Source organism: Streptomyces amakusaensis, from assembly GCF_039532665.1.
GTDB classification, from domain to species: domain Bacteria; phylum Actinomycetota; class Actinomycetes; order Streptomycetales; family Streptomycetaceae; genus Streptomyces; species Streptomyces amakusaensis.
The window spans coordinates 51,424-72,091 of record NZ_BAAASB010000028.1; the positions used below are offsets into that span (position 1 = coordinate 51,424).

Annotated in this window: 20 protein-coding genes; 16 read left to right on the plus strand and 4 right to left on the minus strand. The window is 72.6% G+C overall.

What is annotated here, in order from left to right; all coding sequences use genetic code 11:
- The first annotated feature begins 100 nt into the window (after positions 1-100).
- Positions 101-3,091, plus strand: a complete 2,991-nt coding sequence (gene afsR / locus ABD371_RS32745; RefSeq protein ID WP_381735231.1) for an SARP-family global regulator AfsR — start codon at positions 101-103, stop codon at positions 3,089-3,091.
- A 17-nt stretch (positions 3,092-3,108) separates the two neighbouring features.
- Here afsR and ABD371_RS32750 read toward each other — a convergent pair whose 3' ends face one another.
- Positions 3,109-3,483 (minus strand): VOC family protein, encoded by a 375-nt coding sequence (locus tag ABD371_RS32750; RefSeq protein ID WP_344485309.1) that lies wholly within the window; start codon positions 3,481-3,483, stop codon positions 3,109-3,111.
- Positions 3,484-3,634: 151 nt separating this feature from the next.
- Here ABD371_RS32750 and ABD371_RS32755 point away from each other — a divergent pair, with 151 nt between their 5' ends.
- From ABD371_RS32755 to hypE, 15 genes are all read left to right on the plus strand, one after another.
- On the plus strand, positions 3,635-4,564 hold the full coding sequence (locus tag ABD371_RS32755) for a PhzF family phenazine biosynthesis protein (protein WP_344485312.1): 930 nt from the start codon (positions 3,635-3,637) through the stop codon (positions 4,562-4,564).
- A 396-nt stretch (positions 4,565-4,960) separates the two neighbouring features.
- Positions 4,961-6,034: an NADH-quinone oxidoreductase subunit B family protein gene (locus ABD371_RS32760; protein WP_344485315.1), complete on the plus strand. Its 1,074-nt coding sequence runs from the start codon at positions 4,961-4,963 to the stop codon at positions 6,032-6,034.
- 71 nt (positions 6,035-6,105) lie between these two features.
- Positions 6,106-7,890 (plus strand): nickel-dependent hydrogenase large subunit, encoded by a 1,785-nt coding sequence (locus ABD371_RS32765; protein ID WP_344485318.1) that lies wholly within the window; start codon positions 6,106-6,108, stop codon positions 7,888-7,890.
- Complete coding sequence (locus ABD371_RS32770; RefSeq protein ID WP_344485320.1) at positions 7,887-8,393, plus strand: thioredoxin; 507 nt, start codon at positions 7,887-7,889, stop codon at positions 8,391-8,393. The genes ABD371_RS32765 and ABD371_RS32770 overlap by 4 nt, the downstream gene beginning before the upstream one ends.
- 56 nt (positions 8,394-8,449) lie before the next feature.
- On the plus strand, positions 8,450-9,049 hold the full coding sequence (locus ABD371_RS32775) for a DUF5947 family protein (protein WP_344485350.1): 600 nt from the start codon (positions 8,450-8,452) through the stop codon (positions 9,047-9,049).
- Complete coding sequence (locus tag ABD371_RS32780) at positions 9,046-9,699, plus strand: DUF6084 family protein (protein ID WP_344485323.1); 654 nt, start codon at positions 9,046-9,048, stop codon at positions 9,697-9,699. The genes ABD371_RS32775 and ABD371_RS32780 overlap by 4 nt, the downstream gene beginning before the upstream one ends.
- A gap of 62 nt (positions 9,700-9,761) precedes the next feature.
- Entirely contained in the window at positions 9,762-11,150 is a 1,389-nt protein-coding gene (locus tag ABD371_RS32785) for a hypothetical protein (protein ID WP_344485353.1), read from the plus strand.
- Entirely contained in the window at positions 11,147-11,674 is a 528-nt protein-coding gene (locus ABD371_RS32790; protein WP_344485325.1) for a hydrogenase maturation protease, read from the plus strand. The genes ABD371_RS32785 and ABD371_RS32790 overlap by 4 nt, the downstream gene beginning before the upstream one ends.
- Entirely contained in the window at positions 11,668-11,772 is a 105-nt protein-coding gene (locus ABD371_RS35910) for a DUF6893 family small protein (RefSeq protein ID WP_381735235.1), read from the plus strand. Before ABD371_RS32790 ends, ABD371_RS35910 begins: the two co-directional genes overlap by 7 nt.
- A gap of 162 nt (positions 11,773-11,934) precedes the next feature.
- Complete coding sequence (gene hypA, locus ABD371_RS32795; RefSeq protein WP_344485327.1) at positions 11,935-12,303, plus strand: hydrogenase maturation nickel metallochaperone HypA; 369 nt, start codon at positions 11,935-11,937, stop codon at positions 12,301-12,303.
- A gap of 18 nt (positions 12,304-12,321) precedes the next feature.
- Positions 12,322-13,119 carry a hydrogenase nickel incorporation protein HypB gene (gene hypB, locus ABD371_RS32800; RefSeq protein ID WP_344485329.1) on the plus strand — a complete coding sequence of 266 codons (798 nt, stop codon included), beginning with the start codon at positions 12,322-12,324 and terminating at the stop codon, positions 13,117-13,119.
- Complete coding sequence (gene hypF / locus ABD371_RS32805; protein ID WP_344485332.1) at positions 13,116-15,485, plus strand: carbamoyltransferase HypF; 2,370 nt, start codon at positions 13,116-13,118, stop codon at positions 15,483-15,485. Before hypB ends, hypF begins: the two co-directional genes overlap by 4 nt.
- A 14-nt stretch (positions 15,486-15,499) precedes the next feature.
- Positions 15,500-15,763, plus strand: a complete 264-nt coding sequence (locus tag ABD371_RS32810) for a HypC/HybG/HupF family hydrogenase formation chaperone (RefSeq protein WP_344485335.1) — start codon at positions 15,500-15,502, stop codon at positions 15,761-15,763.
- Positions 15,760-16,884 carry a hydrogenase formation protein HypD gene (gene hypD, locus ABD371_RS32815; protein WP_344485338.1) on the plus strand — a complete coding sequence of 375 codons (1,125 nt, stop codon included), beginning with the start codon at positions 15,760-15,762 and terminating at the stop codon, positions 16,882-16,884. Before ABD371_RS32810 ends, hypD begins: the two co-directional genes overlap by 4 nt.
- A gap of 106 nt (positions 16,885-16,990) precedes the next feature.
- Complete coding sequence (hypE, locus tag ABD371_RS32820) at positions 16,991-17,980, plus strand: hydrogenase expression/formation protein HypE (RefSeq protein WP_344485356.1); 990 nt, start codon at positions 16,991-16,993, stop codon at positions 17,978-17,980.
- A gap of 81 nt (positions 17,981-18,061) precedes the next feature.
- Here hypE and ABD371_RS32825 read toward each other — a convergent pair whose 3' ends face one another.
- From ABD371_RS32825 to ABD371_RS32835, 3 genes are all read right to left on the minus strand, one after another.
- The gene (locus ABD371_RS32825) at positions 18,062-19,396 is read right to left on the minus strand and encodes an MFS transporter (RefSeq protein WP_344485341.1); all 1,335 of its coding nucleotides are present in this window, start codon (positions 19,394-19,396) and stop codon (positions 18,062-18,064) included.
- A gap of 234 nt (positions 19,397-19,630) precedes the next feature.
- Positions 19,631-20,455: a class I SAM-dependent methyltransferase gene (locus ABD371_RS32830; protein ID WP_344485344.1), complete on the minus strand. Its 825-nt coding sequence runs from the start codon at positions 20,453-20,455 to the stop codon at positions 19,631-19,633.
- A 16-nt stretch (positions 20,456-20,471) separates the two neighbouring features.
- Positions 20,472-20,668 (minus strand): phosphopantetheine-binding protein (locus ABD371_RS32835; RefSeq protein ID WP_344485347.1); only part of this gene is annotated, 197 nt, incomplete at its 5' end.

Genomic DNA, 20,668 nt, shown 5'->3' on the forward strand with positions numbered 1-20,668 from the left:
CGCGGCTTCGCTCCGAACGGTTTCCGGACACGCCGAACCGTGGCGTAGCGTCCCGTCATCCGTGGGAGAACGGCGACCGCGGCGGGGGGGCGGGGGCGAAATGCACGATGAGGGCGGGTCATCCATACCGAAGGGGTCGGCAGGGGGTCCGGTGCACGGCGGCGGGGGCGATCTGCGTTTCAGCCTGCTGGGTCCGGTGCGCGCCTGGCACGGCGGGAAGGCGCTGCCTCCGGGTTCGCCGCAGCAGCGCGCGGTGCTGGCCGTGCTGCTGCTGCGCGAGGGCCGCACGGCCACGGTGTCCGAGCTGATCGACGCGCTCTGGGGTGAGGACCCTCCTTTACAGGCCCGTGCCACCATCCGGACGTACGCCTCCAGGCTCCGTAAGCTCCTCACCCCGGACGCGCTGGTCAGCGAGGCCGGCGGATACGCCCTGCGGGTCGGCCGCTCGGGTGTGGACCTCGCCGTGGCCGAGGGCGCGGCGGCGGAGGCCGAGCGGCTCCGCGCGGCCGGGGAGCCGCACCGGGCGCGTTCCCTGCTCGACACCGCGCTCAATCTGTGGGACGGGGAGGCGCTCGCGGGTCTCCCGGGGCCGTACGCCGACCATGAGCGGGCCCGGCTCGGCGAGTGGCGGCTCCGGCTGCTGGAGACCCGTCTCGAACTGGACCTGGAGACCGGGCGTCACGCGGAGGCCGTCTCCGGGCTGACCGCGCTCACCGCCGCCCATCCGCTGCGCGAACGGCTGCGCGAGCTGCTCATGCTGGCGCTCTACCGCGCCGGACGGCAGGCCGAGGCCCTCGCGGTGTACGCCGACACCCGCCGGCTGCTCGCCGAGGAGCTGGGCGTCGACCCGCGCGCCGAACTCTCCCAGCTGCAACAGCGCATCCTGCGCGCGGACGGGGAACTGGACCGCCCCGGGGAGGGGACGACGGCTCCCGCGCCGCCGGGCTTCGGCCCGCCCGCGCAACTGCCGCCCTCGGTGGCCGATTTCACGGGCCGCTCCGACGAGGTGCGCGGGCTGGTCGAGCTGCTGGCCACCGCGGGCGGGGCGGTCTCCCCGGTCGCCGCGCTGGCGGGGATCGGCGGAGTCGGCAAGACCACACTCGCCGTCCATGCCGCCCGGCTGTCGCGCCCGCACTTCCCGGACGGCCAGCTCTACGCCGACCTCCAGGGCGCGGGCAGCCGCCCGGCCGAACCGGCCACCGTGCTGGGGGCGTTCCTCCGTACCCTCGGAGCACCGGAGTCCACTATTCCGGACTCGCTCGAACAGCGCTCCGCGCTCTACCGCACCCTGCTGGCGCACCGCAGGATCCTGGTGCTGCTCGACAACGCCCGCGACACGGCCCAGGTCCGTCCGCTGCTGCCCGGCGCGGAGGGCTGCGCGGCCCTGATCACCAGCCGGGCCAGGCTGGTCGGCCTGGAGAACGCGCGGCTGGTCGATGTCGAGGTGATGTCCCCCGAGGAGTCGCTCCAGCTCTTCACCCGCGTCGTCGGCGAGGAGCGGGTCACCGTCGACCGGGAGTCGGCCCTCGATGTGGTCACGGCCTGCGGCTTTCTGCCGCTGGCCACCCGGATCGCCGCCGCGCGGCTGGCCGCCCGCAGCGGTTGGAGCGTCTCCGTCCTCTCCACGAAACTCGCCGACAAGCGCCGGCTGCTCGATGAGCTCCACGCCGGGGACCTCGCCGTCAAGGCGACCTTCGAGCTGGGCTACGCACAGCTGGAGCCCGCGCAGGCGCGCGCCTTCCGGCTGGTGGCGCTCGCGGACGGGCCGGACATCTCGCTCCCGGCCGCCGCCGCGCTGCTGGGGCTGGCTCCGCAGGACGCCGAGGACCTCCTCGAAGCGCTCATCGACACCTCGCTGCTGTGGTCCTCGGTGCCGGGCCGGTACGGGTATCACGACCTGGTCAGGCTGTACGCGCGTGCCTGCGCCGAGCGCGACGAGCGCCAAGCGGCGACTCTGGCCGCGCGCTCCCGTCTCCTCGACTTCTATCTGGCCACCGCCGCCCGGGCCTACGCGGTGGAACGCGCCGGCGACCGGCTGCCCGAGCATCTGGAGGCCACCGCGCACGAAGGGCTGCCCTTCGCCGACCGGCGGGAGGCCGTCGACTGGCTGCACACCGAGGCGCAGTGCGTACTGGCGTGCGTCGGTCAGTCCACGGCGGACGGCCTGCTCAAACGCGCCGTCGATCTGCTCTGGGCCGCCAAGAACCTCGCGGAGTGGGGTGCGCACTCCGCGCAGTACGCCACGGCCGCGCGGATCGCGTGGGACGCCGCCAGGGCGGCGGGCGACACCCGGGCCCTGGGCCGGGCCCACACCGCGCTGACCACCGTGGAGCTGATGGCGGGCCGCTACGGCGAGGCGGGCGAGCACGCCCGCCGGGCCGCGCTGCTCGGGGCGGAGGCGGGGGACATCGCGCTCGTCTACGCCGCCGGCAACGACCGGGGGATCATCGCGCTCACCCAGCACCGGCACGCCGAGTCCGAGCGCTTTCTGCGGCAGGCCGTCGAGGACGCCCGGACCTATGGCAACGAGCCGGGCCAGGCCACTTCGCTGTGCAATCTCTCCCATGTGTATCTGACCATGGACCGCGTCGACGAGGCGATCGAGCTGGCGCGCAAGGGCGTGGACATGCTGTCGGCCCATGGTCTGACCCTGCGGACGGCCAATGCCCGCTACACCCTGGGAAACGCTCTGACCAGGGCGGGCCGCCATGCCGAAGCCCTTGAGGAGCAGCTGTCGGCGCTGCACGGCTTCGCGGTGAACCGGCAGCGGCTGTGGGAGGGGACGACTCACTTCCGTATCGCCCAGACCCATCTGGGCGCGGGGCGGCCGGCCGCCGCCGCCCGCCATGCCGAACAGGCCCTGGCGATCGGCTGTATCGGGGGCGACCGGATACGCGCCGGAGTGCTGCTCACACTGGGCCGGGCGCTGCACCCGCTCGGACAGGAGGACCGCGCCCGTGCCTGCTGGGGGGAGGCGCTGGCGCTGCACAGGGCGTCGGAAGCGCCCGGGGGCCAGGAGGTCCTGGAGCTGACCGCGCTGCTCGGCATCGGCAACGGTGCCGACGCGGGCGTCACGGATGCCGGGCGGTAGCGGGAGGGCAGGCCCGCTCAGCTCTCCTGGAGCACCGAGAGGACGTTTCCCGCCGGATCCCTGAACCACGCGATGGCCGGTCCGCCCTCGTGCCGGGCGATGCCCTTCTCGTCGTGGGCGAAGCCCTCGTAGCGCTCGAAGCTCACGCCCCGCGCGGCCAGCGCGTCCACGGCCTCCTCGATGTCGTCCACCGGGAAGTTGAGCAGCGTGAACCCCGCCGGTGTGTGGTCCGGCTTCGGATAGACGAGGACGGTCGCGCCGCCGCCGAGTGTCAGGGTCAGCATTCCCTGCTCCTCGCCGACCTCCAGCCCGAGCGTCTCCCCGTAGAAACGTCTGGCCGCCGGGATGTCGTCGACGGCGAATCCGCTGAACGCCCTGGTGTCCCGGAACATGTGCCGTACCTCCGCCGTCTCGCGCCCGCCCGGTCGTCTCGGTCCCTCCATCCTCTCCCCGATGGTCACCGCGTGCGACCGAAGGGAATTCAGTCCACCGACCGCGCATTGGACTGGGCCAGAGGGTGATCGGGCTGATTACCTTCTCCCCATGAACGCCACGCCCTCTTCGAGCATCCATGTCGTCGACTCCTTCACCGACCGGCCCTTCGGCGGAAACCCCGCGGGGGTGTGTCTGCTGCCCGCCGGTTCATGGCCCGAGGACCAGTGGATGCGGCAGGTCGCGGCGGAGATGAACCACTCGGAGACGGCCTTCGCGCTCCCCCTGGCCGCCGGGGCGGACGCGGACTGGGCGATCCGGTGGTTCACCCCGCTCGTGGAGACCAATCTCTGCGGGCATGCCACTTTGGCCACGCGCCATGTGCTGCGCACCGAGCGCGGGCTTCTCGGCCCGATCCGGTTCAGCAGCCGGTGGAACGGCGTCCTCGTCGCCGACGCCGGCGCGGACGGCACCCTCGTCCTGGACTTCCCGGCCGCACCGGGCACCCGGGTCCCCGTTCCCGAGGGGCTGGCGGAGTCTCTCGGTGTCACCCCCGAGGCGACCTTCCGGACGGGTGCGCTCGGCGATCTGCTGACCGTGCTGCCCGACGAGGCCTCCGTCCGGGCCGTGACGCCCGATCTGGCAGCGCTGGCCGAGCTGACGCGCGCCGAGGAGCTGCGCGGTGTCATCATCACCGCCCGGGCCGCCGGCGCGGACACGGAGCACGGCTCGGGGTACGACGCGGAGCACGGTGCGGAGTACGACTTCGTCTCGCGCTTCTTCTCACCCGCCGAGGGCATCCCCGAGGACCCGGTCACCGGCAGCGCCCACACCGCTCTCGCGCCCTACTGGTCGGGCCTCCTCGGCCGGGAGAGCCTCACCGGGCTCCAGGCCTCCGCCCGCGCCGGGCTGGTCCGGACCGTCGTCAGCGGCGACCGTGTACAGCTGAGCGGCAGTGCCGTGACGATTCTGTCGGGAACCCTGGGCGAGGGTGTCGCCCGGGGGCGCGGGCCGGGCGGCGGGGCGACGCCGGTCGCATGACCTCCACACACCGGTGCGTGTTCTCCCTGCGGGATCAGAAACAGCTCGTGCCCGGCACTTCTCCGGAGGCGCTCGCCAGGGTGCTGGTCTCCGCGTTCTTCGGGGCCGGCACATCTCCTGGGTGCTCAACGACCGGGCCGACATCACGGAACGCACCCTGGAGGTCGTCCGCGCGGTGATCCCCCAGGAGCCGCCCGCGCCCTGACTCCGGCCCCGGCCCCCCGCCCGGTCCCGGTCCCGGTCCGGCGCCCCGGAGGGCGATCCACCCGGACGGCCCGCCGGATACGGCTTTCCGGACGACCGCGCGGGATCGCGCGCCCTCACCGCTCACCACGAGATGCTATGAACTTAATAAGCGATTTCCATCGATTCATCCCTTTTCAGGGAGGCATCCTCGTGAGTGCGACAACGACCAGCGGCACCGATTCCGAAGCCGCCACCGGCCCGGTGCACATCCTCTGGATCAACGCGGGCCTGAGCTGCGACGGCGACTCCGTCGCCCTGACCGCGGCCACCCAGCCCAGCATCGAGGAGATCGTCACCGGCGCCCTGCCGGGCCTGCCGGAGATCGCCGTGCACTGGCCCCTGATCGACTTCGAGTGCGGCCCCGTGCAGGGCGCGGACAACTTCGTGGAGTGGTTCTTCGCCGCCGACCGGGGCGAACTCGACCCGTTCGTGCTGGTCGTCGAGGGTTCGATCCCCAATGAGCAGATCAAGGCGGAGGGCTACTGGTGCGGCTTCGGCGACGATCCCGAGACCGGCCAGCCCATCACCACCAGTGAGTGGCTCGACCGGCTCGCGCCCAAGGCCACCGCCGTCGTCTCGATCGGCACCTGCGCCGCCTACGGCGGCATCCACGCGATGGCGGGCAACCCGACCGGCGCAATGGGCGTACCCGATTATCTCGGCTGGGACTGGACCTCCAAGGCCGGTCTGCCGATCGTCTGCGTACCCGGCTGTCCCGTCCAGCCGGACAACTTCGCGGAGACGCTCACCTATCTGCTCTACCAGCTGGCCGGCTCGGCCCCGATGATCCCGCTGGACGACAAGCTGCGCCCGGCCTGGCTCTTCGGCGCGACCGTGCACGAGGGCTGCGACCGGGGCGGCTACTACGAGCAGGGCCAGTTCGCCGCCGACTACGGCACCCCGGAGTGTCTGGTGCGCCTCGGCTGCTGGGGTCCGGTGGTCAAATGCAATGTCACCAAGCGCGGCTGGATCAACGGCATCGGCGGCTGTCCCAATGTCGGCGGCATCTGCATCGGCTGCACCATGCCGGGCTTCCCCGACAAGTTCATGCCGTTCATGGACGCCCCGCCCGGATCGCATGTCTCCAGCAACGCCAGCTCCGCCTACGGAGCGGTGATCCGCCGGCTCCGCACGATCACCGCGAAGACCCTCGACAAGGAACCCCGCTGGCGCAGGGCCGGCCGGGCTCCGAGGGCCGGCCACCGCTCCCGCTCCCCGCGCTGAACCCCGCCCCAACCGCCCGGCCCACCGCCGCGCCCCCACTCCGCTCGCTCGCAGAAGGGCACAAGAGAGACATGGCACCAACGACCAAGGCGGCCGGCGACGGCACGGGCCTGGTGGAGATGTCCTGGGACCCGATCACCAGGATCGTGGGCAGTCTGGGCATCCATACAAAGATCGACTTCAAGCAGAAGAAGGTCGCGGAGTGCTACAGCACCTCCTCCGTCTTCCGCGGCTACAGCGTCTTCATGCGCGGCAAGGACCCGCGCGACGCCCACTTCATCACCAGCCGGATCTGCGGAATCTGCGGCGACAACCACGCCACCTGCTCGGTCTACGCCCAGAACATGGCGTACGGGGTGAAACCGCCGCACCTCGGCGAGTGGATCATCAACCTCGGCGAGGCGGCCGAGTACATGTTCGACCACAACATTTTCCAGGAGAACCTGGTCGGGGTCGACTACTGCGAGCGGATGGTGCGCGAGACCAACCCCGGCGTGCTGGAGATGGCCGAGCGCACCGAGGCCCCGCACGCGGGCGAGCACGGATACCGCACGATCGCCGACATCATGCGCTCCCTCAACCCCATCGAGGGCGAGTTCTACCGCGAGGCGCTCCATGTCAGCCGGTACACCCGGGAGATGTTCTGTCTGATGGAGGGGCGGCATGTCCACCCCTCCACCCTCTACCCCGGCGGGGTGGGCACGGTCGCCACCGTCCAGCTGTTCACCGACTACCTCACCCGGCTGATGCGCTACGTCGAGTTCATGAAGAAGGTCGTCCCGCTCCACGACGATCTCTTCGACTTCTTCTACCAGGCCCTGCCCGGTTACGAGGAGGTCGGCCGCCGCCGGGTGCTCCTCGGGTGCTGGGGCAGCCTCAACGACCCGGACCACTGCGACTTCACGTACCGCAATATGACGGACTGGGGCCGCAAGATGTTCGTCACCCCGGGCGTCGTGGTCGACGGCAAGCTGGTCACCAACGATCTCACCGAGATCAACCTCGGCATCCGGATCCTGCTCGGCAGCTCGTACTACGAGGACTGGCAGGGCAGGGACCTCTTCGTCACCCACGATCCGCTGGGCAACCCGGTCGACCCCCGCCACCCCTGGAACCAGCACACCATCCCGGCCCCGCAGAAGCGGGACTTCGACGACAAGTACAGCTGGGTGATGTCGCCGCGCTGGTTCGACGGCAAGGAGCATCTGGCGCTGGACACCGGCGGCGGCCCGATCGCCCGGCTCTGGTCCACGGCGCTCTCCGGGCTGGTCGACATCGGCTACATCAAGGCCACCGGCCACAGCGTGGTGATCAATCTGCCGCGCTCGATGACCAAGCCCGAGACCACCTTCGAGTGGAAGATCCCCCGGTGGAGCAATGCCATCGAGCGCAATCGCGCCCGTACCTACTTCCAGGCGTACGCCGCCGCCGCGGCGCTCCACTTCGCGGAGAAGGCCCTGGCCGAGGTCCGGGCCGGGCGGACCCAGACCTGGGAGAAGTTCGAGGTGCCCGACGAGAGCATCGGCTGCGGCTTCACCGAGGCGGTGCGCGGGGTGCTCTCGCACCACATGGTGATCCGCGACGGAAAGATCGCGAACTACCACCCGTATCCCCCCACCCCCTGGAACGCCAGCGTCCGGGACTCCTACGGCACCCCCGGCCCCTATGAGGACGCGGTGCAGAACACCCCGATCTTCGAGGAGAACTCCCCGGAGAACTTCAAGGGCATCGACATCATGCGGGCCGTCCGCAGCTTCGACCCCTGTCTGCCCTGCGGGGTGCACATGTACGTGGGCGGCGGACGCACCCTCAAGCAGATGCACGTCCCGACCGGGCTGAGCGGACTGACCGGATGAGCGCGGAGGAGACGGGTCTGCGTGTGCAGGAGGCGCTGGACCGGCTGACCGGGGCGGGGGCCCGGGAGGCGGGCGAGGATCTGGTGCGCGAGCTGATGGCGTTCTACGGGGAGGGCCTGGCCGCGCTGGTGAAGGCGCTGGAGCCGGGCGCGCTCGCGCGGGCCCTGGACCATCCGGCGGCGGCCGGGCTGCTGGTCCTGCACGATCTGCACCCCGAGGACGTCGGCGCGCGGATCGTCCGGGCCCTGGACTCGCTGCCCGGGACACCCGCCGTACTCGTCGGCCACGAACCGGAGAGCGGCACGCTGACGCTGCGGCGGGCCGGGTCCGGCGGGGGGTGCGGATGCGGAGGCGGGGCCGACGAGCGGGAGGTCGAGAACGCGCTCGCCTGCCACGCGCCGGAGGTGACCTCGGTGCTCTGGCGGCAGGACCCCGCCCTGCTCCAGATCGGCAGCCGTCCACCGGCGTCGGAGACCGGGACGGCGACGGAAGCCGTCCGGTGACCGTGCCCGTGACCGTACGCCGGCTCCCCCGCCCCGGCACCGCGCTGCTGCGCGGCATGCGCGCGCCCGCCCCGCCCAAGCCGGAGCGCTGCGCCTTCTGCGGTGTCCGGCTCGCCCCCGGCCACCGGCATCTGGCGGACACCGCGGAACGCGCCCTCGTCTGCGCCTGCACCGGCTGCGCACTGCTCCTGAACCGGCCCGGGGCGGCGGGAGGCCGCTATCGCGGTGTGCCCGACCGCTGTCTCACCGACCCCGGCCACCAGGTGGCCGAGGCCGCCTGGGCGACCCTCGGCATCCCCGTGAGCACCGCCTTCCTGCTGCTCAACTCCGCCCTGGACGCCCCGGTGCTGTGCTACCCCGGCCCCGCCGGAGCCACCGAGAGCGAGCTGGCGGCAACGGCCTGGCGGACCGTCTTCGGCGACAGCCGGCTGGCGGCGGCGCTGGAGCCCGATGTGGAGGCCCTGCTGCTGCGCCGGACCCGGGAGCGCGTCCAGTGCTTCCTGGTGCCGATCGATCTCTGTTACGAGCTGGTCGGCCGGATGCGGCTGCACTGGCGGGGCTTCGACGGCGGCGCCGAGGCCCATGCCGAACTCGACTCCTTCTTCGCCGCCGTGGCGGACCGCGCCCGCACCCTGCCCGAGGAGATCCTGAGATGACCGAACTCCGCTTCGGCTGCACGGAGGTACGGGCCGACCGGCACGCCGCCGGCCCCACCCTCGTATTCCGGCTGCGGATCACCGCACCCGGCGGCGGCCGGGTGCACGCCGTGGCGCTCCGCTGCCAGCTGCGCATCGAACCGGCGCGCCGCTCCTACGCCGAGCGCGAGGGCGAGCGGCTGGCCGATCTGTTCGGCGACCGCTCCCGCTGGGGCAGCACGCTCAACCCGATCCAGTTCGCCCAGGTCTCCCTGATGGTGCCCGGGTTCACCGGCGAGACCGAGATCGATGTCGCGGTGCCGTGCACCTACGACCTGGACATCGCCGCGACCCGCTACTTCCGGGCGCTCGACGAGGGGGATGTGCCGCTGCTGCTGCTGTTCTCCGGAACCGTCTTCAGCGGCCCGGCCGGTTTCCAGGTCACCCCGGTCTCCTGGGACCGGGAGACCTCGGCGCGGCTGCCGGTGAAGGTGTGGCGGGAGATGATCGAGCAGCACTTCCCCGGCTGCGGCTGGCTGCGGCTGCCCGGCGATGTCATCGACGGTCTGCTCGCCTTCCGCACCCGGCGGGCGCTGCCCTCCTGGGAGGCGACCGTACGCGCGCTCCTCAGCACGGCCGAACCGGCCGAGGTCGGGGAGGGCGCGCTGTGACCCACACGTACGCGCACACGGACACCGGCACCGGCACCGGGCCGGACGTCCTCCCCGACGGGCTGGAGGAACGCCTCGGGGCGGTACGGCAGATCGCCGACGCGGTGCTCTTCGAGGGATACGTCCTCTACCCGTACCGGGCCTCGGCGGCGAAGAACCGGCTGCGCTGGCAGTTCGGGGTGCTCGTGCCGCCCGGCGGCGACGGGTCGGACCCTGTCCATCAGCGGACCGAGTGTCTGATGGAGCCCCGCGAGGGCGCGCGGCTCGCGGTCGAGCTGCGCTTTCTGCGGGCGCGGCGCAGAACCGTCCAGCGGGCCACCGGGGACGGCGGCCATGAGACGGTCGCGGAGCTGGAGTTGAGCGATCGCACGCTGGTCGCCTGGGACGAGGGTCTGGAGGAGCGGATCCGGCTGCTCGTGCCGGTGGCCGAGCTGGCCCGCGACGGCGGGGTCTCCCGTGAATTCCGGCTGCCCGCGCGGTACGAGGAGGAGACGGTCGAGGATGCGGGCGCGCGGGTGGGCCGGCTGCTGCTCGCGCGGGAGGCGGTCGCCGGAGTGATCAGGCTGTGCACGACGGAGATCCCCGGGCCGTGTCGCACGGTCCGGCTGACCGCCGTCGTGGAGAACACCGGCACCGTGGAGAGCCCCGGGGGCGTGACCGGCGGGGCCCGCCGGGAGGCGGCGCTGCCGCACGCGCTGGTCTCGGCGCATCTGCTGCTCGCCCTCGACCGGGGCTCCTTCCTCTCGGTGACCGACCCTCCCCGGTGGGCGAGGGCGGCGGTGGCCGAGTGCCGCAACGAGCACACCTGGCCGGTGCTGGCGGGCGAACCGGGCCGCGAGGTGGTGCTGTCCTCGCCGATCATTCTGGAGGACCATCCCCGGATCGCGCCGGAGAGCCCCGGCGCGCTCTACGACGCCACCGAGATCGACGAGATCCTGGCCCTGCGCACGGCGGCGCTGACCGACCGTGAGAAGCGCGAGGCCCGGGGCACCGACGACCGCGCCGGCGCGGTGATCGACCTGGCCGACTCGATGCCGCCCGAGGTGCTGGAGCGGCTGCACGGCGCGGTCCGGGCGCTGCGCGAGGTCACCGGCGAGCCGGGAGCGCCGCCGGACCGGACCGGGAGTGATCCGTACGGTACGGATCGCCCCTGGTGGGACCCGGGGGCCGACCGGGATGTGGATCCCGCCCGGGACCGGGTGCTCATCGCGGGGCACCGGGTCGGCGCGGGCAGCAGGGTGGTGCTGGGGCCGGGCCGCCGGCGTACCGACGCGCAGGATCTGTTTCTGCACGGGCGGACCGCTCTGGTGGAGGCCGTGCTGCGCGATGTCGACGGTTCGGTGCATCTGGCGGTGACGGTGGAGGGGGATCCTGGCGCGGATCTCTGGCGCGAGCAGGGCAGGTTCCGCTACTTCCAGCCCGACGAGGTCACTCCCGTGGAGGAGTCGTGAGCGGCTGCCGGGTGCTGGTGGCGGGGGTGGGGAACATCCTTCTGGGCGACGACGGGTTCGGGGTGGAGACGGTCCGGCGGCTCATGGGGACTCCCGTGCCGGCCGGGGTCGATGTCGTCGACTACGGGGTGCGGGGCGTCCATCTGGCGTACCGGCTCCTCGACGGCTACCGGACGCTGCTGCTCGTCGACGCGGTCTCGCGCGGCGGGCCGCCGGGCACGGTGTATCTGATCGAGGCGGAGACCGGTCCGGTGGAGCCCGCCGGCGTACCGGCGCTGGACGGCCACCGGATGGGCCCGGACGCGGTGCTGGCGCTGCTGGCCACGCTGAGCGCGGGCACCGGGGGCACCGCGCCCGAACGGGTGCTGGTGGTCGGCTGCGAGCCCCGGACGCTCGCGGAGGGCATCGGGCTGAGCGCCGAGGTCTCGGCGGGGGCGGCGGAGGCCGTCGGGCTGATCCTCGAAGTACTCGCGGAGGAGACCGCCGGGACGCGGCGGTCCGGAAGAGAGGTGTCGTCATGCTGAAGACCGTGTTCGCCACGGCCCTGGGGGCCGCCGCCGCGGTGGTGCTCTGGCAGACCCTGCCGGACCTCAAGCGGTATCTGCGCATCTCCCGGATGTGACGCGGGCGGGCCCGGCACCGCTGCCAACAGGGTGGCCCCGGCCGGGCCGACGGCGTGGCGTTCCGCTCCCGCCGCCGGCCCGCCGTGCAATGGGAGGGCTGTCACGCCGGATGCCGGGCCGCTGCCGGCCCTGTGGAACGCGACCCTGGAGCGAGGCTGGCGATGCACGAGATGTCGATCGCGGCGGCCGTAGTCGACCAGGTGGCGACCGCGGCGGCCGAACGCGGTGCGACGGGGGTGGCGGCCGTGCGGCTGGACGTCGGCGAACTCGCCGGTGTGGTGCCCCGGGCGCTGGACTTCTGCTTCTCGCTGGCCTGCGCCGGGACGGTGCTGGAGGGCGCGCAGCTCATCACGCGGAGCGTCCCGGCGCGGGCGCGGTGCGAGCCGTGCGGTACGGAGTGGGCTCCGGGGCTGCCGCCCGATCTGCGCTGTCCGGGGTGCGGCGGCGCGCGGGCGGAGCTGCTGACGGGGCGTGAACTTCAGATCCGTGAGGTCGAGTGGGCACCGGGCCCGCTGCCCGTGCACGGCTGACGAGGAAGGCGGAATGCCATGTGCGGTACGGCCGATCTCCGGCAGGCGGTCCTGGCCCGCAATGACGACAGCGCGCGGGCGCTGCGGTCCGAGCTGGCCTCCAGAGGGACTGTCGCCGTCAGTCTGCTCTCCAGTCCGGGGAGCGGGAAGACCGCGCTGCTGGAGGCCGAACTCGCGCTCGCCCACGGGCGCGGGGTGCCGGTCGCCGCGCTCACCGCCGATCTCGCCACCGAGAACGACGCCCGGCGGCTGGCCCGTACCGGGGTGCCGGTGCAGCAGGTGTTCACGGACGGGCTGTGCCATCTGGAGGCCGTGATGCTGCGCGGATATCTGGCGGGGTGGCTGCCGCCGGACACCCGGGTGCTCTTCGTGGAGAACGTCGGCAATCTGGTCTGCCCGGCCTCCTACGACCTCGGGGAGTCGCTGCGGGTGACGCTGGCGTCGGTGACGGAGGGGGAGGACAAGCCGCTGAAGTATCCGGGCGCGTTCGGTCTGGCCCAGCTGGTGGTGGTCACCAAGACCGACATCGCCGAGGCCGTGGAGTTCGACCGGGAGCTCTTCCTGCGGAATGTGGACCGGGTCAATCCGGGGGTGGAGGTGGTGTTCACCTCGGCCCGCCGGGGGCAGGGCGCCGGCGCGCTGCTGGATCGGGCGCTCGCCGTGCGGGACGGCGCGAGGGCGCACCGGCCGGTGATGGCGCGTACGGCGGAACGCACCCCGGCGCACCCCCGCGACCATGACTCGGTGCCCCACGCCCACCCGCACTCCGTGTCCCACGGCCACCGTCATGACCACCCGGTCGCGGACCACCGGTGACCGTTTCCCGGGAGCCGTCCGTCGCGCTGCGCCGGAGGGTCGCCGTACGGGGGGTGGTGCAGGGGGTCGGCTTCCGGCCGTTCGTGTTCACGCTCGCCGCCGAGCTGGGACTCGGCGGTCATGTCGGCAACACCGGCGACGGGGTGCTCGCGGAGATCGAGGGACCGCCGGACGCCGTCGACTCGTTCTGTCTGCGGGTGCGGACCGACGCGCCCCCGTCGGCGCGGGTGGTCTCCGTACGGCACGAGGACATCGCGGCCACCGGCGCGCGGGGTTTCGCGATCGCGCCCTCGCGGCCGGGCGGGGCGGAGGGCCGGAGCCTCATCCCGCCCGACAGCGCGACCTGTGACCGATGTCTGGCCGAACTCGCCGACCCCGGGAACCGCCGGTACCGGCATCCGTTCATCACCTGCACCGGCTGCGGTCCGCGCTTCACCATCGTCACGGATCTGCCGTACGACCGGGCCTCGACCACGATGGCGGGCTTCCCGATGTGCCCGGAGTGCGCCCGCGAGTACCGCGATCCGGCGGACCGGCGCTTTCACGCGCAGCCGGTCTCCTGCCACGACTGCGGCCCCCGGCTCGCGCTGCTCGGGCCGGGGTGCGCGCCGCTCGGCGGGGAGGAGGCCCTTCGCCGGGCCCGGGAGCTGCTGGCCACCGGCGCGATCCTGGCGGTCAAGGGCATCGGCGGCTACCACCTGGCGTGCGACGCGGGGAACGCGGACGCCGTCGCGCTGCTGCGCCGTCGCAAGAACCGGGGCGACAAGCCGTTCGCGCTGATGGCGCGCGAACTCGCCGACGTCGAACCGCTGGTGGACATCGGGGCGGCCGAGCGGGCGCTGCTGACCGGCCCGGTCCGGCCGGTCGTGCTGCTGCGCCGCCGCCGGGGCGGTCCCCTCGCGAGCCGGGCGGCCGTGGACGCCGTCGCGCCGCGCGGTCCCGACCTGGGGGTGATGCTGCCGTACACCCCGCTGCACCAGCTGCTGCTCGGGCTGCCGGGCGATCCGGCCGGGCCCCGGCTGCTGGTGATGACCAGTGCCAATCTGGCCGGTGAGCCCATCGTCACCGACGACACGGAGGCCCTGGAACGGCTCGCGCCGCTGGTCGACGCCTGGCTGGCGCACGACCGGCCGATCCATGTCCCGTGCGACGACTCGGTGGTGCGGGTCGTCGACGGCCAAACGCTGCCGCTGCGCCGGTCGCGCGGTTTCGTCCCGCTGCCCGTCGCGCTCCCGCTGGCGGTACGGCCGGTGCTGGCGGCGGGCGGCGATCTGAAGAACACGCTCGCGCTCGCCGAGGGGCGGCGCGCCTGGCTGTCCGCGCACATCGGCGACATGGACGACCTGGCGACGCTCGACGCCTTCGACCGCGCGGCGGACCACCTCGGCGCGCTGACCGGTGTCACACCTGCCGAGCTGGCCGCCGACCGGCACCCCGGCTACCGCTCGGCCGCCCGCGCGGCGCGCCGGGCCGGCGGCCGGCCGGTGGCCCGGGTGCAGCACCATCACGCGCATGTCGCGGCGGCGATGGCGGAGCACGGCCTCGACGGCCGCCGGCCGGTGATCGGCGTCGCCTTCGACGGCACCGGGTACGGGGACGACGGCGCGGTGTGGGGCGGCGAGGTGCTGCTCGCGGACTACACGGGCTTCCGGCGCTTCGCGCACCTCGCCTACGTGCCGCTGCCGGGCGGCGACGCGGCGGTGGCCCGCCCGTACCGGATGGCCCTGGCCCATCTGCGCGCCGCGGGCATCGCGTGGGCGGGCGACCTGCCGCCCGTCGCCGTCTGCCCCGAAGACGAACTCCGCGTGCTGTCCCGACTGCTGGACACCGGACCGCCGCACTCCGTGCCCACGTCCAGCATGGGCCGGCTCTTCGACGCGGTGTCCTCGCTCGCCGGGATCTGCCACCGCAGCGGCTACGAGGCACAGGCGGCCGTCGAGCTGGAGGGCGCGGCGTACGCCCACGGCCCGGCGTACGGCGACGGCTACCGCTTCGCGCTGGTGGACCGCGACGGCGGACAGCTGGCCGACCCGGGGCCGGTGCTGCGCGAGGCGGTGGCCGATCTGCGGGCGGGAGCGCCGGGCGGGCTGGTGGCGGCGCGCTTCCACGCCTCGGTGACGGATGTGGTGCGGCGCGTCTGCGCGAGCGCCCGCGAACGGCACGGGCTGGAGACGGTCGTGCTGACCGGCGGGGTGTTCGGCAACGCGCTGCTGCTGTCCGGCTGCGCGCGTGATCTGGCGGCGGACGGATTCACGGTGCTGCGGCACCGCCTCGTACCGCCCAATGACGGTGGGCTCGCCCTCGGCCAGCTGATGGTGGCCGCGCGGGTCGTGCCGCGAGAGGACCGAGAGTCCCTAGAGGTCTGAGAGGAGACAGCTCCATGTGTCTGGCCGTGCCCGGCAGGGTGATGGAGATCGAGGAACGCGACGGCACCCGAATGGCCGTCGTGGACTTCGGCGGTGTGGTCAAGGACGTGTGCCTGGAGTATCTGCCGGACCTGACGGTGGGCGACTACGCCATCGTGCACGTCGGGTTCGCGCTGCAACGGCTCGACGAGGAGTCGGCGCTGAAGACGCTCGAACTCTTCGCGGAGCTGGGCCTGCTTCAGGAGGAGTTCGGCGATCCCTGGGAGGTGGAACGGTGAGGTATCTGGCGGAGTTCCAGAATCCGGAGCTGGCCCGCGGGCTGCTCGAGGACATCAGGGCGACGGTGACGCGGCCCTGGGCGCTGATGGAGGTGTGCGGCGGTCAGACGCATACGATCATCCGCCACGGCATCGATCAACTGCTGCCCGAAGGGATCGAGTTGATCCATGGGCCGGGATGTCCCGTCTGTGTGACCCCGCTGGAGATCATCGACAAGGCTCTGGAGATCGCCTCCAGGCCCGGGGTGATCTTCTGTTCCTTCGGGGACATGCTGCGGGTGCCGGGCACCGGCCGTGATCTGTTCCGGGTGCGGGGCGAGGGCGGCGACGTCCGGGTGGTGTACTCGCCGCTGGACGCGCTGCGTATCGCGATCGAGAACCCGGGCCGCGAGGTGGTGTTCTTCGGCATCGGTTTCGAGACCACCGCCCCGCCCAACGCCATGGCGGTGCACCAGGCCCGCAAGCTCGGCATCCGCAATTTCAGCGTGCTCGTCTCGCATGTGCGGGTGCCGCCCGCCATCGAGGCCGTCATGAGTTCGCCCGACTGCCGGGTGCAGGGTTTTCTGGCCGCCGGCCATGTGTGCAGTGTGATGGGTACGGAGGAGTATCCGGCGCTGGCCGCGCGCCACCGGGTGCCGATCGTGGTCACCGGTTTCGAGCCGCTCGACATCCTGGAGGGCGTCCGGCGCACGGTGCGGCAGCTGGAGCGCGGTGAGCACACGGTCGACAACGCCTATCCGCGCGCGGTGCGGCCGGAGGGCAACCCCGCGGCGCGGGCGATGCTCGCGGACGTCTTCGAGGTCACCGACCGGTCCTGGCGCGGGATCGGCGTGATCCCGCTCAGCGGCTGGCGGCTCTCCGCGCGCTACCGCGACCTCGACGCCGAGCACCGTTTCGAGGTCACCGGCATCACCACCCGCGAGCCCGCCGAGTGCCGCAGCGGCGAAGTCCTCCAGGGTCTCCTCAAACCGAACGAGTGCGGGGCCTTTGGCACCGTGTGCACTCCGCGCACCCCGCTCGGCGCGACCATGGTGTCCAGCGAGGGCGCCTGCGCCGCGTACTACCTGTACCGCCGTCTGGGGAGCCCGGCGGCACCGCTGGAGGCGAACCCCGTTGGCTGACACCCTGTCCGGACTCGAAGCCCCCGCCGTCGGCGCGCCCGCCGCTGCGCCGGATCTCTGCGGCTGGACCTGTCCCCTGCCGCTGCGGGACCACCCCCGGGTGGTGATGGGGCACGGCGGGGGCGGGGCCATGTCCGCCGAGCTGGTGGAGCACATCTTCCTGCCCGCGTTCGGCGGCCGGACGGCTGCCGCCCTCGGCGACAGCGCCGCGCTGAGCGTCGGCGGGGCGCGCCTCGCGTTCTCCACGGACTCGTTCGTGGTCCGGCCGCTGTTCTTCCCCGGCGGCAGCATCGGCGATCTCGCCGTCAACGGCACCGTCAACGACCTCGCCATGAGCGGTGCCAGGGCGGCCTATCTGTCCTGCGGCTTCATTCTGGAGGAGGGGGTCGAGACGGCGCTGCTCGGCCGGGTCGCCCAGGCCCTGGGCGAGGCGGCCCGCGCGGCCGGGGCGGAGGTGGTCACCGGCGACACCAAGGTGGTGGAGTCGGGCCACGGGGACGGCGTCTACATCAACACCTCGGGCATCGGGCTGATCCCGCCCGGCGTGGACATCCGGCCGCAGCGCGCCGCGCCGGGCGATGTGGTGATCGTCAGCGGTGAGATCGGGCTCCACGGAGTGGCGATCATGAGTGTGCGCGAGGGGCTGGAGTTCGGCGTCGAGGTGCGAAGCGACTGCGCGGCCCTGGGCGGTCTGGTCGAGGCGATGCTCGCGGTCACCCCGGATCTGCATGTTCTGCGGGACCCCACCCGGGGCGGGCTCGCGGCCTCCCTCAACGAGATCGCCTCGGCCGCCGGCGTCGGCGTGCTGATCCAGGAGCGCGCCGTGCCGGTGCCCGAGCAGGTCGCCAACGCCTGCGCGATCCTCGGTCTGGACCCGATGTATGTGGCCAATGAGGGCAAACTCGTCGCCTTCGTGCCCCGCGAACACGCCGAGGCGGTCCTCGCCGCGATGCGGGCGCACCCCCTGGGGGCACGGGCCGCCGTGATCGGCGAATGTGTGCCGGACCACCCGGGGATGGTGGTCGCCCGCACCGCGTTCGGCGGTACGAGGGTGGTCGATCTGCCGCTCGGCGAGCAGCTGCCCCGGATCTGCTGAGGCCGTGCTGTGACGTGACACGGGTGTTCCGGTGTTGCGGTGTTCCGGCGACGGGGCGACCGCCGCCGGAACACCACACGGTCACAGTAGCGATTTCCCGGAGGGCTCCGTCTTACGGGCGTCGGTGTCGGTGTCGGTGTCACACTGCGGCGGGGCGGCCTCTGCGACCGCGCCCTCGCCCGCACGGTCTGCCCCGATCAGCGGTCCGACCGCGGTCAGCAGCGCGGGAGCCGCCGCCAGCGCGAAGCAGAGCGCCAGGGGCGCCTGCCCCACCAGCAGGCCGACGCCGGCCGTACCGCCCGATATCCCCGCGTTGAGCGCGGTGTTGACCCATGCGCTGTCCCGCGTACGGGACTCGGGGGCGGCGGTACGGTCGGCGATCATGTACGCCGTGGTCATGGCGGGCGCGACGAACACTCCCGCCAGCGCGGTCAGCGCGGCGAACACATACAGATTCGGGGCGAGCCCGGCGGTGGCCAGTACCAGTGCGAGCCCGGCGGCGAGCACCCCCAGACGCGAGCGGTCCGAGCCGCGCCAGTCGACGGCTCCGTACACCAGTCCGCCGACGGCGCTGCCGGCCGAGAGCGCGGCCAGTACCCAGGGCACCGCCCCGGGCTGGTGAAGCCGGTCGGCGAAGGCGACGACCAGGAGTTCCAGCGCGCCCAGGCAGAGACCGACGCCCGCCGACACCGCGATCACACCGTGCAGCCCTTTGCTGATCGGCACACGCGGACGGCTGCCGCCCGCCGCGGAATCCCGCCGCCTGGGCCGCTTCGGGACCGGTCCTCGCTCCGCCCGGCGGGCAGCCGCCGCGCGCACCGGCGGTGTACGGACGAGAGCGAGCGTGCCGACCAGGATGAGTACGGCGCTGGCCGCGACACCGGCGGCGGGCACCGCGGCGCTCGCCAGCACGCCCACCAGGAGCGGCCCGGTGACGAAGAGGATCTCCTCGGCGATGGAGTCCAGGCTGTAGGCCCGGCGGAGCATCGCCTTGTCGGGAAGCAGATCGCTCCAGAGCGTACGCATCACCGGGCCCAGCGGCGGGGTGCACGCACCGGCCGCCGCGGCCAGCGCGCCGAGGAGCGGCCCGGAAGCGCCGGGCTGCCAGGTGACCTGGGCCAGCGCCCCCAGCAGCAGGGCGTACGCGATGGCCATCGGGGGCAGTGCGCGGCCCGGGCCGTGCCGGTCGACCAGGGCGGCGCGGAGGGGGGAGAGAAAGACGCTGGTCAGCCCGAAGAGGGCCATCACGGTCCCGGCCACGGCATAGGAGCCGGTGCCGCCCGCGATGGCGAGCAGCAGGGAGAGCGAGACCATTCCGTAGGAGAGACGGCCCAGCAGGGCGGCACCGAAGGTGCGGCAGGCATACCGGGTCCGCAGCACGGCGGAGTACGAGGGGACGCACGAAGGCGCAGTCATGGGGGTATTCCTCGGAAAGGCGGCGCGCGGACGGCGCGGCGCACAGTTTCAGGGACGCTGAAGTGCCGCACCGGTGGGTGCGGTCGGCATCAGGTCCTAAACACGAGGAATAAGCATGATCAAGAATTTAACAGCTGTCGGAGCGGGGCGGTACCCCCTGTCCGTCACGGGCCGGTGGGCCGGTCCGCGCGAACGGGGTCGCGCGGACCGGCCCACCTGACGGGTCCGGGTCCGTCAGTGCTTCCGCCAAACGGTGACATGTGCTTCGAAGTAGTCGTACTCACGGGGGTTCTGACGCAGTACGCATGCCTCATCGACCTCGGTGACCAGGTCGAAGTCACTGGCCAGCAGGGCCTTGACCGCCTCTTCGCTGGGGGTGGCGTCCCGCGCGGACCCGAGCCATGATTCGGGGGCGCTGTACTCCGGGTACCAGGACCACGGGCAAGCGATCATGAGCAGCCCGCCGCTGCGAAGCGTCCGCTCCGACGCGCCGAACTGCCGCAGGCACAGCTCGGGATCGGCCACCCGGTCCACCACATTGGACAGCAGCACGGCGTCGAAGGAACCCTCGACCGATTCGAGGTCCGCGCCGTCCCCGACCTCGAACTCCACGCGCGCGCAGGACTCCGGGTACGGGAGACGCACTTCGACGTCCTTGGTGAACGGCCCCTGCTGCACGATGCTGAACACCCCGCCGCCACCGACGCTCAGCGCCTTGGCGACCTCGATCGACCGCCGGCTGATGTCCACTCCCACCACCCGGTCCTCGACCCAGGTGCTCAGCGCGTGGCTGACCCCTCCGACGTTGCATCCCACGTCGAGCGCGGTACGGACACGGGTACCGGTCGTTCTCGCGCTCTCCCGGAGAAGCTCCGACAGCCGGCGGGGGTAGCCGTGCGCCGCGGCGAGCGGATGGCCCGCTCTCTCGAACACGTCGTCCAGCTCGCCGTAGTGCATCAGCAGATACTTCGATATCTCCCGCGCCCGGTCGTACTGCGATATGTGCAACTCGGGTTCAAAGATCTCTTCGCTCTTGACCAGGATCTGGGGCACGAACACTTCTGGCTCCTCTGTGTCAGGGACGGGGACCGGTTCGACGCCGGAGCACTGGCCGCTCCCGGCGGGGTTCGGCCAGGTGTTTGGCGAGTTCGGCGGGGGTGGGGTGTTGGAAGAGGGTGTGGATGGTGGTGTGGGTGTTGAGGGTGGTGTTGATGCGGTTGGTGAGGCGCATGGCGAGGAGGGAGTGGCCGCCGTGGGTGAAGAAGTTGTCGT